This is a genomic window from Massilia sp., assembly GCF_046293535.1.
In the GTDB taxonomy this organism is placed as follows: Bacteria; Pseudomonadota; Gammaproteobacteria; order Burkholderiales; family Burkholderiaceae_D; genus Telluria.
On sequence record NZ_JBKBOV010000037.1, the window covers coordinates 1 to 24,335 of the forward strand.

General features: G+C 67.5%; 21 protein-coding genes. 12 read left to right on the forward strand and 9 right to left on the reverse strand.

Annotated elements, in window-relative coordinates:
* From ACK4S9_RS17545 to ACK4S9_RS17570, 6 genes are all read left to right on the forward strand, one after another.
* The coding region (locus ACK4S9_RS17545; RefSeq protein WP_409728242.1) for an SPOR domain-containing protein at positions 1-319 on the forward strand (319 nt) is incomplete at its 5' end.
* A gap of 27 nt (positions 320-346) precedes the next feature.
* Positions 347-1,024, forward strand: a complete 678-nt coding sequence (locus ACK4S9_RS17550; RefSeq protein WP_409728244.1) for a thiol:disulfide interchange protein DsbA/DsbL — start codon at positions 347-349, stop codon at positions 1,022-1,024.
* Positions 1,021-1,815: an SDR family oxidoreductase gene (locus ACK4S9_RS17555; protein WP_409728247.1), complete on the forward strand. Its 795-nt coding sequence runs from the start codon at positions 1,021-1,023 to the stop codon at positions 1,813-1,815. Before ACK4S9_RS17550 ends, ACK4S9_RS17555 begins: the two co-directional genes overlap by 4 nt.
* Complete coding sequence (locus ACK4S9_RS17560) at positions 1,812-2,576, forward strand: biotin--[acetyl-CoA-carboxylase] ligase (protein WP_409728250.1); 765 nt, start codon at positions 1,812-1,814, stop codon at positions 2,574-2,576. Before ACK4S9_RS17555 ends, ACK4S9_RS17560 begins: the two co-directional genes overlap by 4 nt.
* A complete protein-coding gene (locus tag ACK4S9_RS17565; protein WP_409728253.1) occupies positions 2,573-3,304 on the forward strand; it encodes a type III pantothenate kinase in 732 nt (243 codons plus the stop codon). Before ACK4S9_RS17560 ends, ACK4S9_RS17565 begins: the two co-directional genes overlap by 4 nt.
* Before the next feature lie 13 nt (positions 3,305-3,317).
* Positions 3,318-4,133: an SPOR domain-containing protein gene (locus ACK4S9_RS17570; RefSeq protein WP_409728256.1), complete on the forward strand. Its 816-nt coding sequence runs from the start codon at positions 3,318-3,320 to the stop codon at positions 4,131-4,133.
* Here the strand turns inward: ACK4S9_RS17570 and ACK4S9_RS17575 are convergent.
* The 6 genes from ACK4S9_RS17575 to ACK4S9_RS17600 all read right to left on the reverse strand — a co-directional run bounded on the left by ACK4S9_RS17575 (position 4,123) and on the right by ACK4S9_RS17600 (position 11,145).
* Positions 4,123-5,121, reverse strand: coding sequence for a septal ring lytic transglycosylase RlpA family protein (locus tag ACK4S9_RS17575; RefSeq protein WP_409728259.1), 999 nt, complete (start codon positions 5,119-5,121; stop codon positions 4,123-4,125). The genes ACK4S9_RS17570 and ACK4S9_RS17575 overlap by 11 nt on opposite strands.
* 16 nt (positions 5,122-5,137) lie before the next feature.
* Positions 5,138-6,253 carry a rod shape-determining protein RodA gene (gene rodA / locus ACK4S9_RS17580; RefSeq protein WP_409728262.1) on the reverse strand — a complete coding sequence of 372 codons (1,116 nt, stop codon included), beginning with the start codon at positions 6,251-6,253 and terminating at the stop codon, positions 5,138-5,140.
* A 3-nt stretch (positions 6,254-6,256) separates the two neighbouring features.
* Positions 6,257-8,272: a penicillin-binding protein 2 gene (gene mrdA / locus ACK4S9_RS17585; RefSeq protein WP_409728264.1), complete on the reverse strand. Its 2,016-nt coding sequence runs from the start codon at positions 8,270-8,272 to the stop codon at positions 6,257-6,259.
* A 26-nt stretch (positions 8,273-8,298) separates the two neighbouring features.
* The gene (gene mreD / locus ACK4S9_RS17590) at positions 8,299-8,817 is read right to left on the reverse strand and encodes a rod shape-determining protein MreD (RefSeq protein ID WP_409728267.1); all 519 of its coding nucleotides are present in this window, start codon (positions 8,815-8,817) and stop codon (positions 8,299-8,301) included.
* Positions 8,817-9,929, reverse strand: coding sequence for a rod shape-determining protein MreC (mreC, locus tag ACK4S9_RS17595; RefSeq protein WP_409728270.1), 1,113 nt, complete (start codon positions 9,927-9,929; stop codon positions 8,817-8,819). The genes mreD and mreC overlap by 1 nt, the downstream gene beginning before the upstream one ends.
* Before the next feature lie 172 nt (positions 9,930-10,101).
* Entirely contained in the window at positions 10,102-11,145 is a 1,044-nt protein-coding gene (locus ACK4S9_RS17600) for a rod shape-determining protein (RefSeq protein ID WP_027865858.1), read from the reverse strand.
* 412 nt (positions 11,146-11,557) lie between these two features.
* On the opposite strand from ACK4S9_RS17600, the gene gatC reads away from it, so the two are divergent.
* The 4 genes from gatC to ACK4S9_RS17620 all read left to right on the forward strand — a co-directional run bounded on the left by gatC (position 11,558) and on the right by ACK4S9_RS17620 (position 15,817).
* Positions 11,558-11,857 carry an Asp-tRNA(Asn)/Glu-tRNA(Gln) amidotransferase subunit GatC gene (gatC, locus tag ACK4S9_RS17605; RefSeq protein ID WP_409728273.1) on the forward strand — a complete coding sequence of 100 codons (300 nt, stop codon included), beginning with the start codon at positions 11,558-11,560 and terminating at the stop codon, positions 11,855-11,857.
* Positions 11,858-11,889: 32 nt separating this feature from the next.
* The gene (gene gatA, locus ACK4S9_RS17610; protein ID WP_409728276.1) at positions 11,890-13,365 is read left to right on the forward strand and encodes an Asp-tRNA(Asn)/Glu-tRNA(Gln) amidotransferase subunit GatA; all 1,476 of its coding nucleotides are present in this window, start codon (positions 11,890-11,892) and stop codon (positions 13,363-13,365) included.
* 113 nt (positions 13,366-13,478) lie between these two features.
* On the forward strand, positions 13,479-14,939 hold the full coding sequence (gene gatB / locus ACK4S9_RS17615) for an Asp-tRNA(Asn)/Glu-tRNA(Gln) amidotransferase subunit GatB (RefSeq protein ID WP_409728279.1): 1,461 nt from the start codon (positions 13,479-13,481) through the stop codon (positions 14,937-14,939).
* A gap of 140 nt (positions 14,940-15,079) precedes the next feature.
* Positions 15,080-15,817, forward strand: a complete 738-nt coding sequence (locus ACK4S9_RS17620) for a hypothetical protein (protein WP_409728282.1) — start codon at positions 15,080-15,082, stop codon at positions 15,815-15,817.
* Here ACK4S9_RS17620 and pyrE read toward each other — a convergent pair.
* Positions 15,805-16,464 (reverse strand): orotate phosphoribosyltransferase, encoded by a 660-nt coding sequence (gene pyrE, locus ACK4S9_RS17625; protein WP_409728285.1) that lies wholly within the window; start codon positions 16,462-16,464, stop codon positions 15,805-15,807. The genes ACK4S9_RS17620 and pyrE overlap by 13 nt on opposite strands.
* Positions 16,465-16,534: 70 nt before the next feature.
* Entirely contained in the window at positions 16,535-17,965 is a 1,431-nt protein-coding gene (locus tag ACK4S9_RS17630) for a PAS domain-containing protein (protein ID WP_409728288.1), read from the reverse strand.
* Positions 17,966-18,146: 181 nt separating this feature from the next.
* On the opposite strand from ACK4S9_RS17630, the gene ACK4S9_RS17635 reads away from it, so the two are divergent.
* Complete coding sequence (locus ACK4S9_RS17635) at positions 18,147-18,917, forward strand: exodeoxyribonuclease III (RefSeq protein WP_409728291.1); 771 nt, start codon at positions 18,147-18,149, stop codon at positions 18,915-18,917.
* Between the two features lie 206 nt (positions 18,918-19,123).
* The gene (locus tag ACK4S9_RS17640; protein WP_409728293.1) at positions 19,124-23,377 is read left to right on the forward strand and encodes an Ig-like domain-containing protein; all 4,254 of its coding nucleotides are present in this window, start codon (positions 19,124-19,126) and stop codon (positions 23,375-23,377) included.
* A gap of 16 nt (positions 23,378-23,393) precedes the next feature.
* Here the strand turns inward: ACK4S9_RS17640 and ACK4S9_RS17645 are convergent, their stop codons facing one another.
* A complete protein-coding gene (locus ACK4S9_RS17645; RefSeq protein WP_409728296.1) occupies positions 23,394-24,329 on the reverse strand; it encodes a pseudouridine synthase in 936 nt (311 codons plus the stop codon).
* Positions 24,330-24,335 lie beyond the last annotated feature (6 nt).

Below are 24,335 nucleotides of genomic sequence, written 5' to 3' on the forward strand. Positions count from 1 at the left end.
CGGCGCCGCCGCGCCGGCCGCGCCTGCCGCTGCTCCAGCAGCCCCGGCGGCCGCTGCGGCGGCGCCGGCCGCCGGCGGCGACGGCTACATCTACTACCTGCAGGCAGGCGCCTTCCGCGAGATGTCGGACGCCGAGAACACCCGCGCCAAGCTGGCGCTGCTCGGCTTCGAAGCCGCGATCACCGACCGCAGCACCGACAGCGGCGTGCTGCACCGGGTGCGCGTCGGCCCCTACAACGGACCGGAAGCGATGAACAAGGCGCGCGCCAAGCTGCTCGACAGCGGCATCGACGTCGCCATCGTCCGCAACCAGCGCTAAGCCTTGCTACCCCAGCCGAGGAACCGCATGAACCCGCTTCGCCGCCTGATCTGCCGCGCCGCCCTGCTTGCCGCCCCCGCGCTTGTTGCCGGTACTGCCGCCGCCTCCCCGGCCTCGCCCAGGGAAGGCGCCGAGTACCAGCTCCTGCCGGAAGCCCAGCCGACCGACGGCCCAGGCAAGATCGAGGTCATCGAGTTCTTCGCCTATTACTGCCCGCACTGCTACACCTTCGAGCCCTACCTGGCCGACTGGGTCAGGAAACAGGGCGACGACATCGTGCTGCGGCGCGTGCACGTGGCGCGCGGCGCGCAGGTGGCGGCCCAGCAGCGCCTGTTCTTCACGCTCGAGTCGCTCGGCCTGCTCGAGCAGTTCCACGGCAAGGTCTTCAACGCCTACCACGTCGAACGCGTCGGCTTCACCCAGGACGAGCAGGTGTTCGACTGGGCCAGCCGCGCCGGCATCGAGCGCGCCAGATTCATCGACACCTACCGCTCCTTCGGCGTGCAGGCCAAGCTGCGCCGCGCGCAGGCGATGATGGAAGCCTACCGCATCACCCACTGGCCGATGATCGCGATCGACGGCCGCTTCCTGACCTCGCCCGGCATGGTCGGCGAATCCGGCAAGATCAGCGGCGACGACGCCCTGCAAGGCACCCTGCAAGTGATGGACATGCTGGTCGCGCGGGCCAAAGCGGACAAGAAATGACCCTGCCGGGCCGGGTGTTCATCACCGGCGCCTCGAGCGGCATCGGCGCGGCGCTGGCGCGCGAATACGCGGCGCGCGGCGCGTCCCTCGGCCTGCTGGCGCGGCGCCGTCCGGCGCTGGAAGAACTCGCCGCCAGCCTTCCCCATCCCGAACGCCACCGCATCTATGCCGCCGACGTCACCGACCGCGAGGCGCTGGCCGCCGCCGCGGCCGACTTCATCGCGGCCATGGGTGGCGCCGACATCGTGATCGCCAGCGCCGGCATCTCGCATGGCACGCTCACCGAGCGCCCCGCCGACCTCGGGATGTTCGACGCCGTGTTCGCGACCAACGTGAACGCCACCGTCGCCACCTTCGCGCCTTTCATCGACAGCATGAAAGCCCAGCACGGTCCGCGCCGCCTGGTCGGGATCGGCAGCGTCGCGGGCATCCGCGGCATGCGCGGCGCCGGCGCCTATTGCGCCTCCAAGGCCGCGGTGCACAGCTACTGCGAATCGCTGCGCCTGGAACTGCGCGCATCCGGCATCAAGGTGGTCACCATCGCCCCCGGCTATATCGATACGCCCATGACACGCAACAACCGTTTTCCCATGCCCTTCCTGATGCCCGCCGAGCGCTTCGCCGCCGCAGCGGTCGACGTCATCGCGCGCGGTTCCAGCTACCGCGTGCTGCCCTGGCAGATGGGCCTCGTGGCCAAGCTGCTGCGCCTGCTGCCGAACGCCTTGTTCGATCGCGCGTTCGCGCGCGCCCCGACCAAGCAAAGGGCCGGTGAAGGGCGGGAACGGGCATGAACGCCGCCAGCATCTTCTCCTTGTCCCGTGCCGGCGTGCGCGTCGAAGTCGTGCCGGAAACCGGCTCAACCAACGCCGACCTGCTGGCGCGCGCCGCGCAACTGGCCGAGCCGGTGCTGCTGGTCGCCGAGCACCAGACCGCGGGCCGCGGGCGCGCCGGCCGCAGCTGGCTCTCGTCGAGCGAGAATTCGCTGACCTTTTCGCTGGCCTGGAAGTTCGAGGGCGGCCCGCAGATGCTCTCCGGCCTGCCGCTGGCGGTCGGCGTGGCGCTGGGCGACGCGCTGGGACGGCTCGGCGTGCAGGTCCAGCTCAAGTGGCCGAACGACGTGCTCAAGGACGGCGACAAGCTGGCCGGGATCCTGATCGAGACCCAGTCCGCTCCTGGCGGCGGCACCTGGGCCGTGATCGGCGTCGGCCTGAATCTCATCATGCCGGACGACGTGGAAGCCCTCCTCGGCCGCAGCGCGGCCGGCGCGCCCTGGCTGGCGCGCATGGACCGCGACGTGCTGGTGGCCGCCCTGCTCGACGCGCTGGCCGACGCGCTGCGCCTGTTCGCGCAGCAAGGCTTCGGCGCCTTCAGCGCGCGCTGGAACCTGCGCCATGCCTGGCAGGGCCGCACGGTCGTCATCCTCGACGACGGCAAGCTGCTGCAGGAAGGCCTGGCGGCGGGCGTCGACGATGCCGGCCGCCTGCTGCTGGACACGGCCGAAGGACGCACCACCGTGCTGGCGGGCGACGTGTCGCTGCGGGTGAAAGAATGAGCCTGCTGCTGATCGACGCCGGCAATACCCGCATCAAATGGGCGGTCGCGGCGCCGGGCGCCGCGCTGGGCGCCTGGACCCTGCTCGATGCGGTCTCGCACGCCGGGCTCGACGGCGCGGCCGCGGCCTGGCGGCGGGCCGGCGTGAGCCGGGCGCTGGTCTCGAACGTGGCCGGCGCCGAGGTGCGCGAGCGCATTGCGCGGGCGCTGCCGGCGGGAATCGCGGTCGAGTGGTTCGCCTCGACCGCGGAGCGCGCGGGCCTGCGCAACGGCTACCGCAACCCGGTCCAGCTGGGCTGCGACCGCTTCGCCGCCGCCATCGGCGCGCGTGCGCTGGCGCCTGGGCAGGACGTGATCGTGGCGACCTGCGGCACCGCGACCACGGTCGACGCCGTGACAAGGGATGGCCGCTTCATCGGCGGCATGATCCTGCCGGGCCTGGCCCTGATGGCCGGCTCGCTGGCCCGCAATACGGCGCAACTGCCCCAGGTGACGCCCGGCGCAGCCCCGCCACCGCTCTTCGGCGACAACACCGACGACGCGATCGTCTCCGGCGTCCTGTCGGCCCAGGCCGGCGCCATCGAGCGCGCCTGCGCGGCCCACGCCGCCACGGCGTGCATCGTTTCCGGCGGCGCGGCGCCCACCGTCGCGCCGGTCCTCAAGTTCTCCTGCCTGCTGGTCGATAACATCGTGCTGGTCGGCCTGCATGCGGCAGCCGCCCGAGGATGAAGGAGCGCACTCGATGAAATTCGTATTCTGGGCATTGCTGGCGCTGAACGCCCTGCTGCTGGCCTATGGCCAGGGCTACCTCGGCAAGCTCGAAGGCGGGGAACGCGAGCCGCAGCGCCTCAGGAACCAGCTGGCTCCCGAGCGCATGGTCATGCTCACCGCGCAGGAAGCACGCGCGGCCGCCGAGATCGCCGCGCCCCCGGCCGCGCCGGAGCCGCAAGCCGCCGAGGCGGCGCCCGCCCCCGCCCCCGCGCCGGCGCTCGAGACGATTGCCTGCACCCAGGCCGGCGCCTTCACGGCCGCCGATGCGCGCCGCTTCGGCACCCGCATCGCCGGCCTCGAACTGGGCCAACGCGCCACGCGCACCAGCGTCCCCTTCCAGGAAATCACCAGCCATCTGGTCTACCTGCCGCCGAACGGCGGCAAGGAGGGCGCCGAGCGCCGCGCCGCCGAACTGAGGGAGAAAGGCGTCGCGAACTTTTTCGTGATGCAGGGTGATTCGCCGCTCAAGTGGTCGGTGTCGCTCGGCGTGTTCAAGACCGAGGCGGCGGCGCAGGGCCTGGTGGCGGCGCTGGGCAAGCAGGGCGTCCGCGGCGTGCGGGTGCTGCCGCGCGGTCCGCAGGGCACGCGCGCGGCCTGGCAGTTCCGCGACCTGACGCTTGATGAGCGCAGCCGCGTGGCAGGCATCGCCGACGATTTCGCGGGGGTGCACGTGGGTGCCGGCCGCTGCCCGGCCTGGGGACACCGTTGTCCGTACATAAACGCTTTCGTGGGGTGGCCGGCGGCGCCGTCCACCCTACATGCTTGCGCGATAACGCTTATCGCTTGACGACGATCGGCTTGAGCCCGAACGAGGACGGCACCGAGCGTGCCGCCGCCGCCGCATCCTCGCGGCTGCCGAACGGTCCGCCATACAGGCGGTTGACCGCCCCCACCTTGACCACTTCGAGCTTGCCGACTTCGACCCCGGCGCCGATCAGCCGCTCGCTCATCGCTTCCGCGGTGCCGGAGCGGCTGTAGGCGCCGAGCTGGACGTAGAAGCTGCCGCGCGGGACCAGCTTGGGCACCACCTCGGCCACCGCCGCGCTGTCGGTGCGCACCCGGTCTTCCAGCATCAGGGCGGCGATTTCCGGCGGCGCCGACTGCGCCGCCGAGGTGGCGCTGCGGCGCTCCGAGGCCATTTGAATCGGATCGTCCGGAAACAGGCGCTCGAGTTCGACCTCGTGGCTGCCCTTGCCCAGCAGGCCGAGCTTGAGGGCCGCCGTGTACGAGACGTCGACGATGCGGCTGGCGTGGAAGGGGCCGCGGTCGTTGATGCGCACCACCACCGACTTGCCGGACTCGACGCTGGTGATGCGCGCGTAGGACGGAATCGGCAGCGTCGGGTGCGCCGCCGTCATCTTGTACATGTCGTAGAGTTCGCCGGACGAGGTCTTCTGGCCGTGGAACTTGATGCCGTACCAGCTGGCGACGCCGCGCTGCACGAAGGGATCCTGGTGCAGGATCGGGGTATAGCTCTGGCCGAACACCGAATAGGGACGGTTGGCCCAGCGCGAATAAGGTTCGGCCTTGACGACCGCGTCGGGCAGGTCCATCAGGCCCGGCGGGGGATTCGGGCCGGGGCCGTCGTCCTTGTAGTAGCCGCCGCGCCCGGAATTGGCCGGCGGCAGCTTGGGCAAGTCTCCCACCTTCGCCTTGGGATGCTTCCACGGCAGCGGGATCAGGCTCTTGCGCTCACCGGTGTCGGTGGTGCTGCAGCCGGTGACGAACAAGGCCAATGCGATGACCGTGACAAGTTGTTTTCTTGGAACGGCCATGCGCGTCCTTGTTAAATTACGTTTGCACTAGTTTACGATGTCTTTGAATACTCATCAATATACCAGCGCCGAGGCCGAGCGTAATGAAGGCTGTTCCGCCATAGCTCATGAAAGGTAGCGGAACTCCGACGACGGGCAGGATACCAATCACCATGCCCATGTTGACGAAAGCATAAGTGAAGAACATCATCGTGATCGCGCCGGCCAGCAGGCGCGAGAAGGTGTTCGGCGCATTCGCGGCGATCATCAGCCCGCGCCCGATCAGGAGCAGGTAGACGAACAACAGGAACAGGTTGCCGACCAGGCCGAATTCTTCCGAATACACGGCGAACACGAAGTCGGTGGTCTGCTCGGGCACGAATTCCAGGGCGCCCTGCGTGCCCTGCAGATACCCTTTCCCGAACAGGCCGCCGGAGCCGATCGCGATCTCCGACTGGATGATGTGGAAACCCTTGCCCAGCGGGTCGGAAGTGGGGTCGATCAGGGTCATCACCCGCTCGCGCTGGTAGTCGTGCAGCATCGACCAGGCGATCGGGAGTGACGCGGCGCCCGACACGGCCAGCGCGATGATGACCTTCCATGGCAGGCCGGCCAGGAAGATCACGTAGAATCCCGACGCGGCCACCATCAGCCCGGTGCCGAGGTCGGGCTGCTTCGCGATCAGGGTGAACGGGATCAAGAGGAGCACGGCGGCCACGGTATAGGTCTTCCAGGTGTTCGCATTGGCGCGCTGCTGGAAATACCAGGCCAGCATCAGCGGTGTCGCGATCTTCAGGATCTCGGAAGGCTGGATGTCGATGCCCACGTGCAGCCAGCGCCGCGCGCCCTTCTTGATGATGCCGAACATGGCCACCGCGATGAGCAGCGCGACCCCGACCGTGTAGATCGGCACCGCGAGCCGCATCAGGGTCTGCGGCGGCACGTTGGCCGCGATCCACATGACGGCGAAGGACAGCAGGAAGTTACGGATCTGGTGCTCGACGCGGTCGGGGAACTCGGCGCCGGCCGAGGTCATGGTAATCACGCTGGTCATCATCAGGACGAACAGCACCAGGCCGAGTGGCCAGTCGAAGACCGTGAAATAGGGACGCAGGCGGCGCCGCAGCGAGCGGCGTTCTGGAATGTGCGCCATGGCTTATTCCTTTCGAGTGGCTGGCACGCCCGGCGTCGCCGGCGCTGCTGCCTGGATGACCGGACCCGGCGCGGGTGGCGGCGCGGCCGCGGGGGCGGCGGGCGGCGCGGCTCTTGGCACGGGTGCGGCGCCGGCCGGCTTATCGGCCGGTGTGGAAGGCGCCGGGCGCTTGCCCAGCAGGTGGTAGTCGAATGCCTTGCGCGCGATCGGCGCCGCGGTCGAGCCGCCGGAGCCGACGTTCTCGACGATCAGCGCCACCGCAATGGTCGGCTTGTCGGCCGGGGCGAAGCCGATGTAGAGCGCGTTGTCGCGGTGGCGCTCGTCGATGGCGTTGGCATTGTACTTGGCGCCCTTCAGGCCGATCACCTGGGCGGTACCGGTCTTCCCCCCCGAGAGGTAGCCGGCATTGGCAAAGGCGCGGAAACCCGTGCCGTAGGATTCGTGGTTCACGCCGACCATGGTGCGCTTGATGAAGTCGATGTTTTCCTGCTTGAGCGGGATGCGGCGGGTTTCCTTCGGCACCGTCTGGGTGCGCTGCTTGGTGGCCCCGTCCTCGATCAGCTTGACCAGGTGCGGCTTCATCACGATGCCGTCGTTGGCCAGGGTCGAGACCGCGTGCGCCAGCTGGATCATGGTGTAGTTGTTGTAGCCCTGCCCGATCGAGACCGAGATGGTGTCGCCGCCTACCCACTTGCCGGCGCGGGGGTTCTTGGCGAAACGCTTTGCCTTCCATTGCTTGGACGGGAGCACGCCGGCCTTCTCGTGCTCGAGGTCGATGCCGGTCAGCTCGCCGAAGCCGAACTGCCTCATGAAGCCCGAGATATTATCGATGCCCATGTCGTTGCCGAGCTGGTAGTAGTAGGTATCGCAGGATTGCACCACCGACTTGTACATGTCGACCACGCCGTGGCCGCCCGGCTTGACGTCGCGGAAGCGGTGCCCGCCCAGGATGAAGAAGCCGGGGTCGCGGATCGCGTCCGAGGGCTTGCGCAGGCCCATCTCGAGGGCGGCGAGCGACATGAAGGGCTTGAGGGTCGACGCGGGCGGATAGGTGCCCGACAGCGGGCGGTTCATCAGCGGCCGGTCGAGCGAGGTGTTCAGCTCGTTCCAGCTCTGGGTGTCGATGCCGTCCACGAACAGGTTCGGGTCGAAACTGGGGCGCGACACGTAGGCCAGCACGTCGCCGGTGGCGGGTTCGATCGCCACCAGCGCGCCGCGCCGATCGCCGAAGGCTTCCTCGATCACCTTCTGCAGCTCGATGTCGATCGACAGGATCAGGTTGCTGCCCGGCGTCGGCGGGGTGCGCGACAAGGTGCGGACGGCGCGCCCGCCGGCGGTGCGTTCGACCCGCTCGTAGCCGGTGGTGCCGTGCAGGTAGCTCTCGTATTTCTTCTCCAGGCCTTCCTTGCCGATATGCTCGGTGCCGTTGTAGTTGGCGGCCAGGCCGTCTTCCTCGAGCTGGGCCTGTTCCTTCTGGTTGATGCGGCCGATGTAGCCGATCACGTGCGAGGCGGTCTCGCCCAGCGGGTACTGGCGGAACAGGCGCGCCTGCACCTCCACGCCCGGGAAGCGGAAGCGCTGCGCGGTGAAGCGCGCCACTTCGTCGTCGGTCAGGCGGGTGCGCAGCGGCACGCTGGAGAAGCTGCGCGACTCTTCCAGCAGGCGCTTGAAGCGGCGCCGGTCGCGGGCGTCGATCTCGATCAGCTTGGACAGCTCGTCGATCACCGACTCCATGTTGGCCTGCAGCTTGGACGGCGTGATCTCGAGCGTATAGGCCGAGTAGTTGCGCGCCAGGACCACGCCGTTGCGATCGACGATCAGGCCGCGGTTGGGCACGATGGGCACCAGCGCGATGCGGTTGCCCTCGGCCTGCGCCGAGAACTGGTCGTAGCGCAGCACCTGCAACCAGACCAGGCGCGCCACCAGCAGGCCGAAGCAGATGAAGACGAGCGCCACCAGCGCCGTCAGACGCATGCGGAAGTGGTGGATCTCGCGGTCGTTGTCCTTGAATTCGGTCACAGCGCAGAAAGCTCGGTTCGGGTCGGTCAGATCGGGCGGGTATGGTCGCGGTCGACGGCGCGGCGCTGCGGCGCCAGCAGCAGCCAGGTAATCACCGGCCACAGGGCGACGGCGACGATGCTCTCGCCGAAGTACAGCACGCCGGGAAAACGGCCCGAGGCGGTGAAGTGGACGAAGAACTGCACCGCCTGCGCCAGCAGCAGCAGCGGCAGCACGTGCATGGCCTGGGTGGTCAGGCGGAACCACAGCACGCGGCGGTGGATCATGATGGCCAGGTAGGACAGCAAGGTGTAGGCGAGCGCATTCTCGCCCAGCAGGCTGGCGTCGTGCACGTCCATCAGCAGGCCCATGACGAAGGCGACCCCGATGCCGACCTTGCGCGGCTGGTGGATGCCCCAGAACACGAGCACCAGCGCGACGAAGTCGGGCGCGCCGACCCAGCGGCCCAGCGGCAGCAGGTTGAGCATGAAGGCGCAGACCAGGCTGAAGGTGATGAACAGCGGGCTGACGGGCAGCAGGATGTAATGCGGACGGTTACCGGGCATTATTGGCCCTCCCTGTTGGCCGGGCGGACGGCTGTGGCCGGCGGCGTGGCGCCCCCTGCCCTGGCGGCCGGGGCGGCGCCCGGGGTGACGGTGGCGGATTGCGCAGGAGGAGTGCGCACCGGCGGCGGCGCCGTGGCCGCAGGCGCCGCGCCGGCCTGCTGTGCAGGAGCGGCAGCCGGAATGCCTGCGCCCGGCGCAGGCTGCGCGGGCGCGCCCTGCGGCGGCAGCGGCGCAGGCGCCAATGGCGGCGCCGGGATCGGCGCCATGTCCGGCAGCTTGCGCCGCGCAGTGGCGCCCTGCGTCGCGGCCTTTGGCTTGGGCGGCAAATTCGACTGCGACATGATGACCAGGAGCTGGCGGTTGCGGTCGATGCCGCCCAGCGGCTGGCCGACCACGCGCCCGAAGGTGCCGCCGGCCACGCTTTCGACCTGCACCACCTTGGCCACCGCCAGGCCGGCCGGATACATGCCGTCCAGGCCCGAGGTCACCAGGATGTCGCCCACCTGGATGTCGGCATTGGCCACCACGAAGCGCAGGTCGAGCAGGCCGGACTGGCCGCGGCCGTAGGCAATGCTGCGCAGGCCGCTGCGCAGCACCTGCACCGGGATCGCCTGGTCCCTGTCGGTCAGCAGCGTGACCTCGGAGGTGAACGGGAACACGCGCGTGACCTGGCCGACCACGCCGGCATGGTCGATCACCGGCAGGCCGGGCACGACGTCATGGCGCGAGCCGCGGTCGATCACGATGCGGCGCGTCGACGGGTCGCGCGCGTCGTACAGGATCTCGGTCATCTGGGCCTGGACCGGCAGGTGCTGCTTCGCATCCATCAGGCGGCGCAATTGCGCGTTCTCGGCCATCTGGAGCTGGGCCTGCTGCAGCAGGCGCGACTGCGCCAGTTGCTGGGTCTTGAGCTGGTTCACTTCCTTCTGGAGCGAGGAAATCGAGGAGAAGTAGCCGGCCATGTTGCCGAGCGCCTCGCGCGGCATCAGGGCGGCCATCTGCAGGGGGTAGAGGACGGTGGCGGCCACCTGCCGCACCGAGGCCAGGGCCTGGTAGCGGGCGTCGACCACCAGGAGCAGCACCGAGATCAGCGCGAAGACGATCGCTTTCACCCGCGCGGGGGCGCCCTGTTTGAAAAGCGGCGGAGGACTGTATTGCATGCCCTGTTGGCGTCCTGTCTAGTCGGCGCTGCGAATGTCAACGCGGGCAGACGCGCGCGGATCGTCCGCACGCCCTGCCCGCTGCGACATCGGCCGCGCCGCTCTTATCGGTGATGTTGGATGATTACTCGTAGGAGAAGATCGAGCCCAGCTTGTCCATGCGCTCGAGCGCCATGCCGGAACCGCGCACCACGCAGGTCAGCGGATCTTCGGCCACCAGCACCGGCAGGCCGGTCTCTTCCATCAGCAGGCGGTCGAGGTCGCGCAGCAGGGCGCCGCCGCCGGTCAGCATCATGCCCTTCTCGGCGATGTCGGCGCCCAGTTCCGGCGGAGCCTGCTCCAGCCCGTTCTTGACGGCCGAGACGATGTTATTGAGCGGGTCGGTCAGGGCTTCCAGGATCTCGTTCGAGGAGATCGTGAACGAGCGCGGGATGCCTTCGGACAGGTTGCGGCCCTTGACTTCCATTTCCTTGACTTCCGAACCCGGGAAAGCGGACCCTATTGCCTTCTTGATCGCTTCGGCGGTCTGTTCGCCGATCAGCATGCCGTAGTTGCGGCGGATGTAGTTGACGATGGCTTCGTCGAACTTGTCGCCGCCCACGCGCACCGAACCCTTGTAGACCATGCCGCCCAGCGAGATGATGCCGACTTCGGTGGTGCCGCCGCCGATGTCGACCACCATCGAGCCGGTCGCGTCCGAAACCGGCAGGCCGGCGCCGATCGCGGCCGCCATCGGCTCCTCGATCAGGTAGACCTGCGAGGCGCCGGCGCCGAGGGCCGACTCGCGGATCGCGCGGCGCTCGACCTGGGTCGAACCGCAGGGCACGCAGATGATGATGCGCGGCGACGGGCGGAAGAATTTCGAATCGTGCACCATGCGGATGAACTGCTTGAGCATCTGCTCGGTGACGGTGAAGTCGGCGATCACGCCGTCCTTCATCGGGCGGATGGCTTCTATGTTGCCCGGCACCTTGCCCAGCATCTGCTTGGCTTCCTTGCCGACCGCCTGGATCGTCTTCTTGCCGTTCGGGCCGCCCTCCTGGCGGATCGCGACGACCGACGGCTCGTCCAGGACGATGCCCAGGCCGCGCACGTAGATCAGGGTGTTGGCGGTACCGAGGTCGATCGCCAGGTCATTCGAGAAGTAGCTGCGTAAAGAACCAAACATGTGTGTCCTGATGGCGCGCGGGGCGCGCGTGATAATTGATCGGGATATCCTCGCCGCGCTTGCCGAGCGCCTAACAAAACCCCCATGGCGGCGTTGCATCGTCTTGCCGTACATGCGTACTGCCTGCGACGATGCGCCTTGCCCTGGAGGCTTTGTTAGACGCTCTAGTGCCTCGCGGTCTTTCCTGCGGCGGGCGGTCTCGCAGCCCGACAGCGCATTAGCCCGCCATTCTACCTTATAATTTGTCGATTAAATGCTGAAAACGGGTGCTTTTGCCCCCCATTTCCAATGGCGAGATCGGCGGTGTTACCAAGGTTTTATCGGACGTAGCGAACCGTTCGCTGACCGCCTGCCAACTTTCGTTATTAGCCCAACCACATTTTGCACGCGGTTTCAAGGCCGCGCCCTTGCCATGTCCCTGACACTTTCAGACGTAAAACGCATCGCCAACCTGGCCCAGCTCGAGATGGACGAAGCCCACGCGCAAACCGCGCTGGCCGAGTTGAACGGCATCTTCGCCCTGGCCGAACAGATGCAGGCGGTGGACACGACCGGTGTTGCGCCATTGTCGCAGCCGCTCTCCAGCATCATGGCGCTGCCGCTGCGCCTGCGCGACGACGTGGTGACCGAAGAGAACCGCCGCGAGGATTACCAGGCGCCGGCGCCGAAGGCCCAGGACGGCCTGTACCTGGTGCCGAAGGTCATCGAGTAATCCACGCAACCCGCTTTTTCAGAAGAACGCACATGCACAACAAGACCATCAAAGAGCTGTCCGCGCTCCTGCAATCGAAGCAGGTCTCGAGCGTCGAACTCGCCAAGCACTACCTCGACCGCATCGAAGCGAGCAGCCACAACGCCTTCCTGCACCTGGACCGCGAGCGCACCCTGGCCCAGGCGGCCGCCGCCGACGCGCGCATCGCCGACGGCACGGCCGGCGCCCTGACCGGCGTGCCGATCGCGCACAAGGACATTTTTGTCACCCGTGGCTGGCGCACCACGGCCGGCTCGAAGATGCTGGCCAATTATGAAAGCCCGTTCGACGCGACCGTGGTCGAGCGCTTCAACCGCGCCGGCATGGTCACCCTGGGCAAGGTCAACCTCGACGAATTCGCGATGGGCTCGGCCAACGAGAACTCGGCCTTCGGCGCGGTAAAGAATCCCTGGGATCCGCTGGCGGTGCCGGGCGGCTCCTCGGGCGGCTCGGCCGCCGCGATCGCCGCGCGCCTGGCGCCGGCCGCCACAGCCACCGACACCGGCGGCTCGATCCGCCAGCCGGCCGCCTTCTGCGGCGTCACCGGCATCAAGCCGACCTACGGCCGCGTGTCGCGCTTCGGCATGATCGCTTTCGCATCCTCGCTGGACCAGGGCGGCCCGATCGCCCAGACCGCCGAGGATTGCGCGTTGCTGCTGAACGACATGATCGGCTTCGACGAGCGCGACTCGACCAGCCTGACGGTCGAACAGGGCAACGTGGCGGAAGACTACACCCGCGACCTGAACAAGCCCCTGAACGGCCTGCGCATTGGCGTGCCGAAGGAATACTTCGGCGAAGGCCTGGCGCAGGACGTGGAGCAGGCGGTGCGCGCCGCGCTGGACGAATTCGTCAAGCTGGGCGCTTCGCTGGTCGAGATCTCGCTGCCCAAGACCGCCTTGTCGATCCCGACCTACTACATCATCGCCCCGGCCGAAGCCTCGTCGAACCTGTCGCGCTTCGACGGCGTGCGCTACGGCCACCGCGCCGCGGAGTACAAGGATCTGCAGGACATGTACCGCAAAACCCGCGCCGAAGGCTTCGGCCCCGAGGTCCAGCGCCGCATCATGGTCGGCACCTACGTGCTGTGCCACGGCTACTACGACGCCTACTACGTGCAGGCGCAAAAGATCCGCCGCCTGATCGCCGACGACTTCCAGGCCGCGTTCGCCGACAAGTGCGACGTGATCATGGGCCCGGTGGCGCCGACGGTGGCCTGGGATCTCGGATCGAAGGCGAACGACCCGGTGGCGAACTACCTGGCCGACATCTACACCCTGTCGACCAGCCTGGCGGGCCTGCCGGGCATGTCGATCCCGGTCGGCTTCGGCCAGGGAGAAAAGAACGCCAAGCGCCCGGTCGGCCTGCAAATCATCGGCAACTACTTCAATGAAGCCAAGCTGCTGAACATCGCGCACCAGTACCAGCAAGTGACCGACTGGCATACGCGCGCCCCGGAAGGCGTTTGAGCACCACGAACACCTAGGGTGGACGGCTTCGCCGTCCGCGCGTTCAACCAGCCCCGGCCCAGAACAACAGCAACACGCAGCCGGCGCGCAGCGAACAGAAAAGAGAACACAACATGCAATGGGAAGTCGTCATCGGTCTTGAGAACCACGTGCAGCTCACGACCAACTCGAAAATCTTCAGCGGCAGCTCGATCCGCTTCGGCGCCGAGCCGAACACCCAGGCCAGCCCGGTCGACCTGGCGCTGCCGGGCGTGCTGCCGGTGCTGAACCGCGGCGCCGTCGAGCGCGCGATCCGCTTCGGCCTGGCGGTCGGCGCAAAAATCGCGCCGCAGTCGGTGTTCGCCCGCAAGAACTACTTTTACCCCGACCTGCCGAAGGGCTACCAGATCAGCCAGTTCGAAGACCCGGTGGTCCAGGGCGGCACGATCAGCTTCGCCTTTGAAAAGGACGGCAAGCTGGAGACCAAGACCGTCAACCTGACCCGGGCGCACCTGGAAGAGGATGCCGGCAAATCGCTGCACGAGGACTATGCCGGCATGAGCGGCATCGACCTGAACCGCGCCGGCACGCCGCTGCTCGAGATCGTGTCCGAGCCGGAGATGCGCAGCGCCGCCGAAGCCGTGGCGTATGCCAAGGCCCTGCACTCGCTGGTGGTGTGGCTGGGCGTCTGCGACGGCAACATGCAGGAAGGTTCCTTCCGCTGCGACGTCAACGTCTCGGTGCGCCCGATGGGCCAGAAGGAATTCGGCACCCGCTGCGAGATCAAGAACCTGAACTCCTTCCGCTTCATGGAAGAAGCCATCCACTACGAAGTGCGGCGCCAGATCGAGCTGATCGAAGACGGCGGCAAGGTGATCCAGGCGACCCGCCTGTGGGACCCGGACAAGAAGGAAACCCGCTCCATGCGCACCAAGGAAGACGCGCAGGACTACCGCTACTTCCCGGACCCGGACCTGCCGCCGCTCGTCATCGGCCAGGACTGGATCGAGCGCGTGAAAGCCGACATGCCGGAACTGCCGGGCGCCCTGCGCGCGCGCTTCACCGGCGAATACGGCCTGCCGGAATACGACAGCCTGGTGCTGACCTCGTCGAAATCGATGGCGACCTACTACGAGGCCGTGGTGCTTGCGGCCGGCAAGGAGAACGCGAAAGCCGCCGCCAACTGGATGATGGGCGACGTTTCGTCGACCCTGAACCGCGAAGGCGTCGAACTGGATGACTCGCCAGTCAGCGCAGCCCAGCTGGCCCTCTTGCTCAAGCGCATCGCCGATGGCACCATCTCGAACAAGGCAGGCAAGGAAGTCTTCGCCGCCATGTGGGAAGCCAAATCGCAGGACGAGAACCTGGCCGACGCCGTGATCGAGCAGAAGGGCCTGAAGCAGATCTCCGACACGGGCGCCCTGGAAGCGATCGTCGACGAGGTGCTGGCTGCGAACGCCAAGTCGGTCGAGCAGTACCGCGCCGGCAAGGAAGCCGCGATCAACGCCCTGATCGGCCAGACCATGAAGGCCTCGAAGGGCAAGGCCAATCCGGCCCAGGTGACCGAGCTGCTGAAGAAGAAGCTGGCAGGCTGAGTTTCGTCTCCGCCACCACGACAAACCGGGGCTTGCCCCGGTTTTTTCATGGCCAGACGGGAGTGTGAATGCGTGGGAATTGGTGAGTTTTCGAGGGCGAGCGTTTTCTATAATCGATGCTCTTCTCTCGAAAGGCACCGATGCGCCGCACCGCTTTTCTCGCCTTGCTTTCCTTGCTCGCAATGGCCCCACGCGCGCATGCCACCGAAACGACTCAGGTCTATCTCGACAATGGCGAACTGAATTACGTCGGCTATCTGGACGAGGACGCGAACAAGCGCCTGTTCGCGCTATACGAGGGCTTGGCGGACAAGCCAACCGTGCTGTCGATCCGCAGCAAGGGCGGCGAGGTGAACACCGGCATGGCACTCGGGCGCTGGGTGCGCGAGCGCCGGCTCGACATCAAGGTGATGGAGTTCTGCCTGTCTTCCTGCGCAAACTATGTGTTTCCCGCGGCGCAGCGCAAGACGGTCAGCAATTTCGCGCTGATCGGCTACCACGGCGGGCCAAGCAGCGGAAAGGTCGGATTCAGCGCAAGCCTTCAGAAAATGATCGAAGCGATGCCGCCTGCCGAGCGCAAGGCCTTTGTGGACGATCTGTACAAAGACATCCATGCCGACGGGGAAAAGGAGCGCGCCTTCCTGCGCTCGCTCGGCGTGCGCGAAGACCTGTCCACGCTGGGCCAGCAGGCGCGCCACCAGCAGCGCTACGATGCCGATCCCGACATCCTTGGCTGGACCTACTCGCCCGAGGGCTTCGCGCGGCTCGGCGTGCACGGCATCACGGTGATCAATCCACCGTGGAAGCCGGGCAGCACCATGGGCAAGGCCTTGTTCATCACAATCGAACCCGACCCCGTTCCCGTTCAGACGCCGTAGCGCGTGCGGTAGGCCGCCACCGCTTCCTTGTGCGCGCCCAGTTCGGCGCCGCCAGCATTCGAGAGATAGGTGAACAGGTCGTCCAGGTTGGCGATCGAGATCACCGGGATGCCGAATTCCTTCGACACCTGCTGCACCGCCGACAGCTCGGACAGCGCGCCGTCCTTGCCGGAACGCTCCATGCGGTCGAGCGCGATCAGCACCGCGGCCGGTTCGGCGCCGGCGGCGCGGATCATGTCGACCGATTCGCGCACCGAGGTGCCCGCCGAGATCACGTCGTCGATGATGACCACCTTGCCCGCCAGCTTGGCGCCGACGATGGTGCCGCCCTCGCCGTGGTCCTTGGCTTCCTTGCGGTTGTAGGCGAAGGAAGTGTTGCGGCCCTTGGCGGCCAGCGCCACCGCGGTCGCGCTGGCCAGCGTGATGCCCTTGTAGGCCGGGCCGAACAGCATGTCGTACTCCACCCCCGAATCGAGCAGGGTTTGGGCGTAGAACTGGGCCAACTGGCCCAGCGTCGCGCCGTCATGGAACAGGCCGGCGTTGAAGAAGTACGGCGACTGGCGCCCTGCCTTGGTGGTGAATTCACCGAAGCGCAATACCTCGGCCTTCACCGAAAACGAAATAAACTCCTGGCGCAGATCGCTCACGTGCTTCTCCTGTTGGTTCGAAAGCGCGTATTGTAAACCGCGCGCCTGAAGCGGTGCCGGCCCGGTCGACTCACTCCGCCCCAGGCTGGCAGGGTCCCGCCTGCCCGGTAGCGGCCGGCGCTTGCGGCGCCACCGCCTTGCCCGCACGGCGCATGCGCACATGCCCGGTCACGTCGACGACCACGGCCATCACGCCGTGGCGCTCGCCGCCGGCCCGGCACAGGGCCTCCAGGTCGATGTCGAAAAAGCGCTCGACCGGCATGCCGCCCGCGTCCGCCAACACCAGCCCCAGCGCTTTTTCACCCCAGGGCCGGCCGGTCTCGAACACGTGCTCCAGCGCCGCTTCGACCACGCCGTAGCGCAGCTGCGGCAAGGCCTCGACCAGGCGTTTGCCGACCAGATCGCGCTGGCCGAACAGCTCGCAGAAGCGCCGGTTCGCGTGGCGAAAGCGCAGTTCGGGCGCCATGAAAATGGCCACCGCGACGGGCGTGTCGGGCCGATGCCGGTTGCGCTGCGCCGCTGTCGTGGGGCGCTCGGCGTGCCCGGTGTCCTCGCGCGTCGTACAGGCGCTGTAGCGCAGCTTGCCATCCTTGAAACAGCTGCTCGAACGCATCCGCACATGGCGAATGCCGCCGTCCTTGCAGCGCAGCCGCGCCGACTGGTCGACCAGGACGCCGCCCGACAGCAAGGTGTCCAGGATCAGATCGACGATCTCGACGTCGACATGGAAATTGGCGATATGGCGGCCGACGTATTCTTCCCAGCGGTAGCCGAGCATCTGCAGTTCGGCGCGGTTGGCCCACAGGATGGTGCCGTCGGGAGCCACGCGGTGCAGGCCTTCGGCGGCTTCGCCCGGTTCTTCCTGCCGGGGGGCGAGCGGCTCGCTCCCCGGCGCAGTCTCCTTCTGTTCGCGGCGTGCCTGTTCGAGCGAGCGTCCCTTGAGATCCAGATCGGCGCCATGCACCGTGCTGCCGCAGGCACGACCATGGCCGGCGCAGATATCCTCGAATACCTGGGCCTGGACTGCGTCCGGGAACAGGCGCCACGGGTAGGCACAAAACAGGCCCAGGCGATATTCGGCACACAGCAGATCCGACAACTGCTCGAGCCGCACTGCGGCCTGGTAGCGGCCCTGGGCGCACAGCAGCGCGGCCATCTCGACGAACACATGCACCGGACCGGGGCCCGCCGCAGCCTGGGCCAGCAGCGGCGCGAACACGGCGCGAAAGCGCGGTTCGTCCGGCCAGCCATCGACCAGCAAGTGCGCAAGGGTGTCCCCGGCGTCGAGAAACCGGATCTCGCCCGCTCCCGCGCCGGCCAGCAGGTCCCGGATGCCGGTGCGATGAGCCGGGGTCGCGATCACGATACCGGCACCGCGCAGGGCCAGGGCAGCGCCGACGAAATCCGCGGCCTCGGCCAGCAACGCGTCCTCGTCGGCATAGAACCGGACAATGTGATGCTCATCCTTGTGTGCGCAAGCAGCTTGCCTATCGGTTTCCATGAATACTTGTCCAAGTGCAGTGAAAGTCGCCAATCGATCAGGCGATGAATTTAACATGCTGCACCGCAATATTTCCTAACGGAATTTCGATAAGCATCAAGTTCCGGGTGGATACAAAACGCGCTACACTGTCGGATGCATCTGGCCGCAAGCCGGCCGTCTTTTTTATCCAACACGATCCATGCCACGAATTATTTCCGCGAACCTGAACGGTATCCGTTCCGCCCACAAGAAAGGTTTCTTCAACTGGCTCGCCACCCAGTCCGCCGATTTCATCTGCGTGCAGGAACTCAAGGCGCAGCAGGCCGACATGACCGAGGAATTCCTCTCGCCCCACGGCTACCATGGCCACTTCCATTACGCGGAGAAGAAGGGCTACTCGGGCACCGGCGTGTACAGCCGCACGGCGCCGGATAACAAGCGCATCGGCTTCGGCTGCATGGAATTCGACGCCGAAGGCCGTTACACCCGCTGCGACTTCGGCAATCTCACCGTGATCTCGGTCTATTGCCCGTCCGGCTCCTCGTCGCCGGAGCGCCAGCTGGCCAAGTTCCGCTTCATGGAAGTGTTCCTGCCGCACCTGCAGGAACTGAAGGCTGAGGGCCGCGAAGTGGTGATCTGCGGCGACTGGAACATCGCGCACAAGGAAATCGACCTCAAGAACTGGAAGAGCAACCAGAAGAACTCCGGCTTCCTGCCGGAAGAGCGCGCCTGGATGACCCGCATCTTCGACGAGATCGGCCTGGTGGACGTGCACCGCCGGCTGGCGCCGGAGGCCGCCGACTACACCTGGTGGAGCAACCGCGGCCAGGCCTATGCCAAGAACGTGGGCTGGCGCATCGACTACCACGTCGCCACCCCGGGCATCGCGGCGCGCGCCAAGACCGTCTCGATCTACAAGGACGAACGCTTCAGCGACCACGCCCCGCTGATCATTGATTACGATCTCTAATAGTTCACAAGGATTTATAAGCTTAGCTTCTGAATCCTGTCCGCCGTCCGCCCCCCATTCCGGGGGATTCGCTGCCGAAATGATGTGAAACACAGCATTTCGGCAGCTTTGGCGAAATGGCATGCCTGTTTGTTGATACTATCCGTCTGGTAACTTTCCAACCGGAATGTTTAGTTGACATAACAACAATAAGCGCCTGCCATCCCATGCCCACGCCCACTACCTCCTTACTCCCGATCGACACCGCCTGGACCGCCGATGGGGTGATCCTGCGTTTTGCGGCCGCCATCAGCAAGGGCAGTGGCGCGATCTTCGTCACCGACGGCGCGGTGCAGACCGCGATCGACCGCGTCACGGGCGAGCCCGGGCTGCGCGTGGTGGGCGCCACGTTCACGAAAACGCTGTCGCTCGACCAGGTGAGCATCGTCGATCAGCACCAGCTGAAGTTCAGCGGCGCCGGGCTGCCTGCCGGCGCCGCGCTGAACGTCTACATGGGCGCCGGCACGCTGCTCGGCGACGGCAAGCCGCTCGGGGCCATCACGCTGCCGGGCAGCGCCGCCTTCACCACGCCGGCCAGCGAGCCGCCGCCGGGCCTGGGCGCGACCGTGTCGATCGCGGACGGTGTGCTGAAGGCCGGCGCGCCGCTCGAGATGCTCGTCTCCTTCTCGCATGCGGTCGACGAGGTGCCCCTTGCCGCGGTCTTCAGCGCCGAACATGCGCGGGTCGAGTACGTCGCGCGCAGCGAGGACGGCCTGGCCTGGCGCTTCCGCCTGGCGCAGGACGACAGCGTCGATTCCGCGTCCAACGTCGTGCGCCTGAACCTGGCCGCCGTCGAACCGCGCGGCGCGTTGCCGCACAGCGGCACCGTCACGTCCGCGCCGTATGCGGTCGACACCGTGGTCGACTCCCATGTCGGCGCCCGCATCCTGCTGGTCCATGACAAGGGCGCCAGCGCGAGCGACGGCCTCACCAGCGACCCGCGCCAGGTCGTTTCCGGCACCCTGATCGGCACCATCGACGAGGGCGAGCACCTGGAACTGATCATCAACGAGCGCACGGTCGCCCCGTCGACGATCAGCTTTTCCACCGAAAACGGGATCACCACCTGGCGCTACGACAGCGAAAGCGAGCGCGCGGGCGAGCAGCCCGCCCATCTTTTCCATGACGGACCGAACACGATCCAGGCGCGCGTCGTCGGCAACGGCCATGCCAGCCCGGCGGCGACACGCACCATCACGGTGGACACCGAAGCGCCCGGCGTGAAGAGCGCGCCCGGGGGCGACGTCGACATCGACCTCGATGCCGACCTGGTGATCGGCTTCACCGAAGCGCTGCACTGGGCGGCCGATGCCGGGACCGACGGCCCCGACGAGAGGGACGACGCACTGACGATCTGGATCGGCGACGGCCATCGCAGCATCCCCTTCGACGCCGGCTGGCTGTCGGAGGACGGCCTCACCCTGCGCATTCCCGCCGCGGTGCACCGGATGATGCCCGACACCGGCTATGCCATCGTCCTGCCGCGCACGCTGACCGACATGGCCGGCAATCCGCTCGGCGAACACGAGATCCGTTTCCACACCGACGACGGCCACCTGCCCAGCGCCGGGCGCGTCACCGTGCATGCCGCCGACGCCTACTACCGTGCCGGGGAACAGATCCAGTTCCACGTCAGCTTCAGCGAGCCGGTGAAAGTGGCGGGCGACAGCGCACCCTCGCTCATCCTCAGCAACGGCAAGCACGCCACGTTCGACGAGGTGTACGGCAACGAGATGCTGTTCACCTACACGGTCGAAGCCGGCGACGACGTCGCCAGCCTGCGCATTGCCGACACCTCGCGGCTGGCCGGCAAGGTGGCCGACTTGTCCGGCAAGCTGCTCGACGCCGCCCATATCGACTTCAGCGGCGGCATCCACAACGGCAGCGGCAGCAAGATCGGCCTCGTGGTCGACACCATCGCCCCCGCAGCCCCGTCCGCCCCCACGCTGGCCGCGGCAAGCGATTCCGGCACGCTGGGCGACAACATCACCAACGACGCCTCCCCCGCCCTGCACGGCAAGGGGGAGGCCCATGCGCGCATCGGCATCTACTCAGGCACGACCTGGCTCGGCAGCACCACCGCCGACGCCGCCGGCGCATGGAGCATCGGATCGATCATCCCGCTGGCGGACGGCGTGCACGAGCTCACCGTCGTCCAGCGCGACCGTGCCGGTAACACCAGCGCCGCCTCCGCCGCGCTGACGCTGACGATCGACACCGGGATTCCGGTGGCGCCGGCGGCGCCCGTGCTGGATGCCGGCAGCGACTCCGGCACGGTCGGCGACGGCATCACCAGCGACAATTCGCCTACCCTGTCCGGCACTGCGCAAGCCCATGCCACGGTCGAGATCTACGACGGCGGCACCCTGCTCGGCACCGCCGTCGCGGATGCTGCCGGCGCCTGGAGCGCAAGCATCGGGTCGGCCGCGCCGCTCACGGATGGCCTGCACGACATCAGGGTCAGGCAGGTCGACCGCGCCGGCAACACCAGCGACGCCTCGGCGGGCCTGGCGCTGACGATCAGCGGCGGCACGAGCGCCGGGCCGGCCGTCCCGGCGGCGCCGGCGGCGCCGGTGCTGGTGTCGGCCAGCGATTCGGGCACGGCCGGCGACGGCATCACCAGCGACAACTCGCCCACCCTGTCCGGCACCGCCTTGGCCAATGCCACGGTCGAGGTCTACGAAGGGACGACCCTGCTCGGCACCGCCGCGGCGACTGCCGAGGGCAACTGGACCCTGAGGCTCGGCACGGCGGCGCCGCTGGCGGACGGCACGCGCGACATCACGGTCCGGCAGGTGGACGCCGGCGGCCAGCGCAGCGCCGCTTCCGCGCCCTTGACGCTGACGATCGACACCGTCGCGGCGGTGGCGCCCGCCGAACCGGCACTGGCCAGCGGCAGCGATACGGGCACGATCGGGGATCGCATCACGAACGACAACACGCCCACGCTGAGCGGCGTGGCCGAGGCCCATGCAGGCGTCCAGATTTATGACGGCGCGACCCTGTTGGCGACGGCCACCGCCGATGCCGCCGGCCTGTGGTTCGCGACCCTCGGTTCCACGACCCCGCTGTCCGACGGCACGCACGGCATCACGGCCAGGCAGGTCGACCGCGCCGGCAACCTCAGCGCCGCATCGTCGGTGCTGGAACTGAGGATCGACACGGCCGGACCCGGCGCCCTGCCCAAGGCCGTTCTCGCCAGCGACACCGGCATCTCGGACAGCGACGGCATCACGAAGGAGCGTTGGGTCGTCCTGCAAGGCGGCGGCGCGGAGCCGCACACGCAGGTCAGGATGTTCGTCGGGGCGACCGAATATGGCAGCGGCTACAGCGACGCCGCCGGCAACTGGACCGCCTGGGTCGACTCCCCGCTCGATGAAGGCAAGTACAGCTTCACGCTGCGCCCGGTCGACCAGGCCGGCAACCTCGGCGCCGAATCGCCGGCGCTCGACGTCGTGATCGACCTCACCGGCCCGGACAGCGCGCCTCCCGGGCCACGGCTGGTCGCCGCGAGCGACACCGGCCTCTCGGACAGCGACGGCATCACGCGCGACGCGACTCCCACTTTCCAGGGCAGCGGGGCGATGGCCAACAGCGTCGTCGCGCTGTTCGCGAACGAGCGCGAAGTGGGCAGCACCGTCACCGACGCCCTGGGCAACTGGACCATCACCAGCACCGTCCTCGGCGACGGCCACCATAGCGTCGCCCTGAAGCAGTACGACGCCGCGGGAAACAAGAGCGGCTATTCGGAATCGTTCACGCTGAGGATCGATACCACCGCGCCGGCAAGGCTGGCGCTCCCGGACCTGGATGCGGCGAGCGACAGCGGACGCTCGAACACCGACAACATCACCAAGGTCGCCACGCCGACCTTCAACGGCAGCGGCGCGCAAGCCGGCGCCACGATCGTCCTGTACGCCGGCAGCCGCGAAATCGGCCGCAAGATCGCGGATGAGGCGGGCAACTGGACGCTGACCGTGCGCGATGCCGACAAGTTCAGCGCCGACGGCAGCTACGCCATCACGGCCAGGCAGGTCGACGCGGCGGGCAATGTCAGCCTCGCCTCGCCTGCCTTCAACCTGGTGATCGATACCACCGGCCCGACGGTGACCGGTTTCGACAGCAACAAGAACGCGCGCGAATTCAGGCTCGGCTTCAGCGAACAGATCGTGTTCACCCCGACCGGCCTGTTCAAGCTGGTGCAGGCCGCCAGCGACCTGCTGAACTTCAGCGGCAGCAGCAACAACTGGTACACCAGCGACAGCGCGGCCGGTCCGGATTCGGTCCTGAACTTCAGGATCTCGATGACCGGTCTCTACAACCTGCACATGAACAACGAGGCCGTGCTGGACATCGCGGGAAACGTGGCCATCATCGGCTCGCCGCAGTGGGTGGTCGACCTGCCGGGCATCGGTTCCTGAGCGGCCCGGACGCGCCTCAAGGCCAGTCGAGCCGGAAGCTGCTTTCGAAGCGGCGCGGCTGGCCGCTCAGCGGATCCTCGAAAGCGATGGAGCGCGCCAGCAGCTGCAGCGGCGCGCTGAAATCGTCGCCCTTGCACGGCAGCGCCACCGGGTAGAAAGCGTCGTTCAGGATCGGCGCGCCGAGCGCCGACAGGTGCAGGCGCAGCTGGTGCTTACGGCCGGTGTGCGGGTGCAGCCGGTAGTGCGCCAGCTCGCCGCGCCGCTCGACCAGCTCGATCAGGGTTTCCGAATTCGGCTCGCCCGGCACTTCGGCGCTCACGAAGAACTGCTCCGCATCCTGCATGCGGCTGCGATAGGTGAAGGGGAATTCGCGGCCCTCGATCGGGCGCGCCAGGGCCTCGTAAACCTTCTTGACCACCCGCTTCTGGAACATCGACTGGTAGGCGCCGCGCGACTGCGGGTTGTGCGAGAAGATCACCACGCCCGCGGTTTCGCGGTCGAGCCGGTGGATCGGCACCAGGTGCGGCAAATCGAACTGCTTCTTCAGGCGCACCAGGAGGGTCTCGTGCAGGAAGCGCCCGGTAGGGATGGTCGGCAGGAAGTGCGGCTTGTCGGCCACCAGGAGATGCTCGTCCTGGAACAGCACCCGTTCCCGGAACGGGATCGGGGTTTCGGCTTGTTCCAGCTCGCGGTAGTACCAGATGCGCATGCCCTGGCGCACCGGGCTGTCGGCGGCGAGCGCCGCCCCTTTCGCATCGACGATCTCGCCACGCGCCAGGCGGCTCGCCCAGGCGGCTTCCGAGACGTCGGGAAAGCGCTCGGCAAGGAAGCGCAGCATGCCGCCGGCGCGGGTGTCGGTGATCCACAGGTAGCTGGGCGCGACGCCATCGCGCGTCGGCAGCGGCACGTAGGCGTTGGCTTCGGCCTGGTGGCCTTTCCTGCTCTTACCCATCAACCC

Coding starts and splice junctions, on each gene's coding strand:
- ACK4S9_RS17550 (WP_409728244.1), top strand. CDS start 347: ATGAACCCGCTTCGCCGCCTGATCTGCCGCGCCGCCCTGCTTGCCGCC.
- ACK4S9_RS17555 (WP_409728247.1), top strand. CDS start 1,021: ATGACCCTGCCGGGCCGGGTGTTCATCACCGGCGCCTCGAGCGGCATC.
- ACK4S9_RS17560 (WP_409728250.1), top strand. CDS start 1,812: ATGAACGCCGCCAGCATCTTCTCCTTGTCCCGTGCCGGCGTGCGCGTC.
- ACK4S9_RS17565 (WP_409728253.1), top strand. CDS start 2,573: ATGAGCCTGCTGCTGATCGACGCCGGCAATACCCGCATCAAATGGGCG.
- ACK4S9_RS17570 (WP_409728256.1), top strand. CDS start 3,318: ATGAAATTCGTATTCTGGGCATTGCTGGCGCTGAACGCCCTGCTGCTG.
- ACK4S9_RS17575 (WP_409728259.1), bottom strand. CDS start 5,121: ATGGCCGTTCCAAGAAAACAACTTGTCACGGTCATCGCATTGGCCTTG.
- rodA (WP_409728262.1), bottom strand. CDS start 6,253: ATGGCGCACATTCCAGAACGCCGCTCGCTGCGGCGCCGCCTGCGTCCC.
- mreD (WP_409728267.1), bottom strand. CDS start 8,817: ATGCCCGGTAACCGTCCGCATTACATCCTGCTGCCCGTCAGCCCGCTG.
- ACK4S9_RS17600 (WP_027865858.1), bottom strand. CDS start 11,145: ATGTTTGGTTCTTTACGCAGCTACTTCTCGAATGACCTGGCGATCGAC.
- gatC (WP_409728273.1), top strand. CDS start 11,558: ATGTCCCTGACACTTTCAGACGTAAAACGCATCGCCAACCTGGCCCAG.
- gatA (WP_409728276.1), top strand. CDS start 11,890: ATGCACAACAAGACCATCAAAGAGCTGTCCGCGCTCCTGCAATCGAAG.
- gatB (WP_409728279.1), top strand. CDS start 13,479: ATGCAATGGGAAGTCGTCATCGGTCTTGAGAACCACGTGCAGCTCACG.
- ACK4S9_RS17620 (WP_409728282.1), top strand. CDS start 15,080: ATGCGCCGCACCGCTTTTCTCGCCTTGCTTTCCTTGCTCGCAATGGCC.
- ACK4S9_RS17630 (WP_409728288.1), bottom strand. CDS start 17,965: ATGGAAACCGATAGGCAAGCTGCTTGCGCACACAAGGATGAGCATCAC.
- ACK4S9_RS17635 (WP_409728291.1), top strand. CDS start 18,147: ATGCCACGAATTATTTCCGCGAACCTGAACGGTATCCGTTCCGCCCAC.
- ACK4S9_RS17640 (WP_409728293.1), top strand. CDS start 19,124: ATGCCCACGCCCACTACCTCCTTACTCCCGATCGACACCGCCTGGACC.
- ACK4S9_RS17645 (WP_409728296.1), bottom strand. CDS start 24,329: ATGGGTAAGAGCAGGAAAGGCCACCAGGCCGAAGCCAACGCCTACGTG.